The sequence below is a fragment of the Candidatus Palauibacter scopulicola genome, from assembly GCF_947581915.1.
GTDB lineage: Bacteria > Gemmatimonadota > Gemmatimonadetes > Palauibacterales > Palauibacteraceae > Palauibacter > Palauibacter scopulicola.
Genome location: NZ_CANPWG010000051.1, coordinates 1 through 4992, shown reverse-complemented (window position 1 = coordinate 4992; position 4992 = coordinate 1). Strand labels below are relative to the sequence as shown.

The window sequence follows — 4992 nt, the reverse complement described above, 5'->3', positions numbered from 1 at the left end:
CCGAGGCGCTGGCCTACGAGGCCGCGACCGCGCAGGCCGATCCGCTCGATCCGACCACAAAATACTTCCTGAACCGGTTCGTCCACGACTTTCACTCGCGGCGGCGCGCGACGGCGCAGGAGCACTGGACCCGGAGCCTCCGGTTCCTGAGCACGGACTTGGCGAACGCCGCGTTCCAGAGGGACGGCGCGGAGGTCGCGAGCGTGGCGGCCGGAACCACCGAGACCGAGACCGAAGTCGAGCAGGTCGTGCTCCGCATCCATCCCGCGCCCGAGCCGCCGCACGGCGCGACGGCGGACTTCGATCTCGTGCATCTCAGGGGCGAACAGGAGCTGCGGCGCGAGCGCTGGTCGCTCACGCTCCGGTTCGAGTTCCTGGACTCGATCCCGAACGAACTGGTCGTCCACAACCCGATGGGACTCCTCGTCACCTACCTCCGGGCCGACCGCGCGCTCGTCAGCGGCGGGGAGGAGCGATGACCCTCCACCACCTCAACGGACGGGAGAAGGTGCTTGAGGCGTTCGGCTGGACGGGAAGGAAAGCCGAATGGATCGCGCTGGTGTGCCTCCACAGCGGCGTGTTCACGCGCGCGCAGTGCGCGCGGTTCCTGGGCGCGCACCCGGAGCAGGTGCGGCGCGTCGTCCACGCGCTGATCGCCCGGGGGCTCGCCGCCGAGGAGACCGTTCCCGGCCTCCGGGGCATCGGCCGCGTGTGCCGGATCTACTCCCGGCGCGTCTACCGGGAGCTCGGCGCCGAGCACGTCCGTCACCGCCGCGCCGCCGCGAACGAGGTACTGCTAAGGCGGCTGCTCTCGCTCGACTACGTGGTCGAGCACGCGGACCTGCCGTGGCTCCCGACCGAGCCCGAGAAGGTCGCCGCGTTCGAGGCGCTCGGCATCGGGCGCGCGCTGCTGCCGTCGCGGCTCTACCGGGGCGCGGCCGGGGACACGCGCCGCTTCTTCCCGGTCAAGCTGCCCGTGGCGCTCGACTCGACGCGCGCCGTGTTCGTCTACGCCGAGCCGGGCCACGACACCGCGACCGCGCTCCGCTCGTGGGGCGCGGCCCACCGGGGGCTCTGGGACGCGCTCGGGAAGCAGGGCCGCGCCGTCGAGATCGTCGCGGCGGCGCGGACGACGGAGGAGATCGATCGGGCCGGGCGGGTGATCCGCAAGTGGGCCGAGGCGGGGTCCGGCCCCGCCGAGCCGGACGCCCGGACGGTCGAGGAGTTGGCCCGGATCGAGCGGGCGATCATCGAGGGCGCCGTCCACGTGCTCGAAGAGTTCGGGGGGCTCCAGGCCGCCATGAAGCGGAGCGTCGCGCTGGAGAACCGCGCGCGCCGCAGGCCCAGGCGCGCATCGGTGAGCCGCGCCGCCACGTGGCGGACCATCCGCCTCCAGGGAGCCCGCTACCGATGACCGCCAGGCGAGTTGGGGCCGTACCGCGGCGTGAAATCGACGCGGGGGGCGGATTCACAGTCGAGGCGTCCGGCGATTCACACGGACGCGGACGGCCATCCGCAGCCGCGGCAACGTCTTGCGCCGCCGCGCCCCGGCCGGGCGCTGCCGGCCGGGGCGCTTCGGCGGGGCTGGGAGCGACCCCGGCCCCAAGGGGCCTGTTGCGGGTTCGGGCCGAGGTGTGGATTCACACCACGGCCCTCCGCCCCGCACGGGGTCGCTCCCAGCCAGCGATCCTTTCAGGAAGGAGGCTGCGCCGATGAAGTCCGCCACGCTCGCCATCATCGGGGCCGCCGTCGGCGCGGTCGGCGCGCGGGCGCTCAAGGCGCCGTTCCCGCCGCCGGACGCGAACCCGTACCTCGACCTGATCGCTTGGCACGATCCGGGCCTGCACGCCGTCCTCCGCTTCTGGCACTACGCGTGGCCCGCCGTCCTGGTCGTGCTCGCGGGCTCGCTCGCGCTCTCGGTCTGGCGGGTCTGGTTCCAGCCGCTCTTCCGGTTCCGGCGGCGCGGCAGGCTGCCCGACTGGCCCAACTCGCCCGCGGACGATGCGCCCTCGGTCGTGGTCGGCGAACTGCACCATCCGACCGCCCAGCGGGAGAGCGAGCGGCCGTCGTGGCTCGTCGTCCCCGAGAAGGGGCTCTACACCGGCGTGCTCGTCGTCGGGGCCGTCGGGACCGGCAAGACGACGGCCTGCATGTACCCGTTCGCCCGGCAACTGCTCCACTGGCGGGCGGACGATTCCAAGCGCAGGGCGGGCGCGCTCGTGCTGGAGGTCAAAGGGGACTTCTGTCATCAGGTGCGAAGCATCCTGCGCGAGGCGGACCGCGAAGACGACTACCTCGAAATCGGGCTCGGCGGCTCGTGGCGGTGGAATCCGCTCGACGATCCGCTGCTCGACTCCTACTCGCTCGCCTACGGCGTGGCCTCCCTCATCAACCAGCTCTTCGGCAAGGGCAGGGACCCCTTCTGGCAACAGGCGTACACCAACCTCGTGCGGTGGATAGTGGAACTCCACCGGCTCCTGCCCGGGGGCTGGGTCACGCTCCAGGACGTGTACCGCTGCACGGTAGACGCCGACCTCCTGGCCGGAAAGATCGGCGAGGCCAGGGCGCTCGCCGACCGCGCGTGCCCGCTTCGCGCCGTCATCGCGAGGAAGGATCTCGCGAAGCACCGCAAGGCGCTCGGAGACTGGGACTGGCGGGCGCTGCCGGAGGAGGGGAAGGCGGCCCACCGGCTCGATCCCGCGCTCCGGGAGCGGCTCACCGAACTGAAGGTCGCCTACGCCACGGAGCCCGAGGGAGCCGCCGGAAGCGAACTCCGCGAGCGGGTCGAGGCCGTCGAGCGGTGGTACGACAAGGACTGGTCGGCGCTGGACGCGAAGCTCCGCACCTCGATCGTCGAGGGGATCAGCGTCTTTCTCTCGCTCTTCGACCAGCCGGACGTGGCCGCCGTGTTCTGCCCGCCGCCCCCGAAGGACGATGCCCCGCCCAGGCGGGCGGACGGCGACGAGGAGGAGAGGCCCCCGGAAGTCCCGGCCATGCCGGGGCTCCGCCGGAGGCTGCCGCCGCTCTCCGAGTTGATCGAGGGCGGCAAGGTGCTGGCGCTCAACATGCCCGCCGGGGCGAACCCGGCATTGGCGCGCGCCATCGGCGTGCTGCTCAAGAGTGCGTGGATGCAGGCGCTGCTCCGAAGGCCCGCTGAGGCCGCGCGGCGACCCGCCCGCTACATGCGGCCCGCCGTGTTCATTTGTGACGAATATCAAGCGTTCGCCACGGTCGGACAGGACGACCCGGCGGGCGACGAGAAGGCGTTCGCGCTCACGCGGCAGTGCCGCTGCATCCCCATCGTCGCCACGCAGTCGCTCTCGTCGCTCCGGTCGGTCCTCCCCTCGGGCGAGGCGTGGCGCACGCTCGTCCAGACGCTCCGCACGCGGATCTTCCTGTCGCTCTCCGACGAGGCGTCGGCACGGATCGCGTCCGAGATGTGCGGCTCCGTCATGAAGACGCGGGCGTCGTACACGTTCACCGAGACCACGGGCAGACCCGAGTTCTCGCTCCTTTCCGGCCGCGCGGGAGGCGGACGCGGCTCCATCGGCGCGAGCAAGTCGTTCCGCCGCCAGAGCGAGCCGGTGTTCACGCCCCGCGAGTTCGCCCTGCTCGCCAACTACCAGGCCGTCTGTCTTCCGTACGACGGCGTGAAATCGCTTCCGGCCACCCGCGTCTACCTGAAGCCCCACTACCTGCCGAGGGAGACGGGCTACTGGAGGCTCCGGGAGGAGGGGCGGATATGAAGCGCGCCAGCGGCGTCGGCCACCTCGTCCCGTTCCTTCCGGGCCTGGAATCCCTGCTCGAAGACCCGGAGGTCTCCGAGATCATGATCAACGGACCCGCGAACGTCTGGGTCGAGCGGGCCGGGAAGCTGGAGCCCCACGAGGCGCCCGGACTCACCGGCGCCTGGCTCCACCGCGCGGCGATCCACATCGCCCGGCCGCTCGGGCTCGACCCCGCCGCGAAGCCGGTCCTGGACGCGCGGCTCGGAGACGGGTCGCGGGTCGCGATCTGCACTCCGCCCGCGAGTCCCGAGGTCGCCATCACAATACGCCGGTTCGGAGGCCGGGCATTCTCCGCCGAGGATCTCGTTCGCATGGGCTCGCTGCCGGAACAGGCGCTCCATGCCGCCCGGGACACGCTCGCGGCCCGCCGCAACGTCCTCGTCTCGGGCGGCACGGGCTCGGGCAAGACGACGCTCCTGAACGCGTTGATCGAACTCCTGCCCGAAGACGAGCGGATCGTCGCCATCGAGGACACACTGGAACTCCGGATCGACCGCGCCAACTGCCTCCGCTTCGAGGCGGGAACCGCCCACGACACGCCCGTCTCGATCCGCGACCTGGTGCGCCACGCGCTCCGCCACCGGCCCGACCACATCGTCGTCGGCGAGGTCCGGGGCGGCGAGGCCGCCGACCTGCTCCAGGCACTCAACACCGGGCACGGCGGATCGCTCACGACCATCCACGCCAACAACGCCCGCTCCGCGCTGTCCCGCCTCGCGAGTTGCGCCATGCAGGCCGGAGACGCGCTGCCCTGGGAAGTCACCTGCCGAGGCGTCGTGGACGGCATCGCGCTCGTGCTGCACGTGGCGCGCCGGGACGGCCGGCGGTTCGTCGAGGAGGCGCTCGAAGTACGGGGCTACGACGCGGCCACCGGCCGCTGGATCACGGAACCGACATGGACCACTCAACCACCGAAGGAGGTGAACGCATGAAGTGCGACGACCAGACCATCCGAGTCAAGACGTTCGAGGACTTCGACCGCGAACTCGCCCGCGACAGCGGCGACACACTCGAAGTCGACGCCTTCCTGGCCGAGCAGTACGGCCTCTTCCCCGAAGACGTAGGCGACGAGGACGAGATCGCCGCCGCCTGGGACGACCCGCACGGCACCGCCGGCGAGGAGGTGGACGCATGAACCACGACGAATACCACCGCAAGTTCGCCGACGCGATCATCGAGCAGATCCGGCAGGGCACCGCGCCCT

At 71.7% G+C, this 4992-nt stretch carries 5 protein-coding genes; all 5 read left to right on the top strand.

Features of this window, described 5'->3' with window-relative positions; all coding sequences use genetic code 11:
* Nucleotides 1-479, top strand: a 479-nt coding sequence (locus RN743_RS09525) for a VirB8/TrbF family protein (protein ID WP_310779441.1), incomplete at its 5' end; no start/stop codon positions are given.
* Entirely contained in the window at nucleotides 476-1414 is a 939-nt protein-coding gene (locus RN743_RS09520; RefSeq protein ID WP_310779439.1) for a hypothetical protein, read from the top strand. The genes RN743_RS09525 and RN743_RS09520, both read left to right, overlap by 4 nt.
* Nucleotides 1415-1712: 298 nt before the next feature.
* Nucleotides 1713-3746 (top strand): TraM recognition domain-containing protein, encoded by a 2034-nt coding sequence (locus RN743_RS09515; protein WP_310779437.1) that lies wholly within the window; start codon nucleotides 1713-1715, stop codon nucleotides 3744-3746.
* Nucleotides 3743-4720 carry an ATPase, T2SS/T4P/T4SS family gene (locus RN743_RS09510; protein ID WP_310779436.1) on the top strand — a complete coding sequence of 326 codons (978 nt, stop codon included), beginning with the start codon at nucleotides 3743-3745 and terminating at the stop codon, nucleotides 4718-4720. The genes RN743_RS09515 and RN743_RS09510 overlap by 4 nt, the downstream gene beginning before the upstream one ends.
* Complete coding sequence (locus RN743_RS09505) at nucleotides 4717-4923, top strand: hypothetical protein (protein WP_310779434.1); 207 nt, start codon at nucleotides 4717-4719, stop codon at nucleotides 4921-4923. The genes RN743_RS09510 and RN743_RS09505 overlap by 4 nt, the downstream gene beginning before the upstream one ends.
* Nucleotides 4924-4992 lie beyond the last annotated feature (69 nt).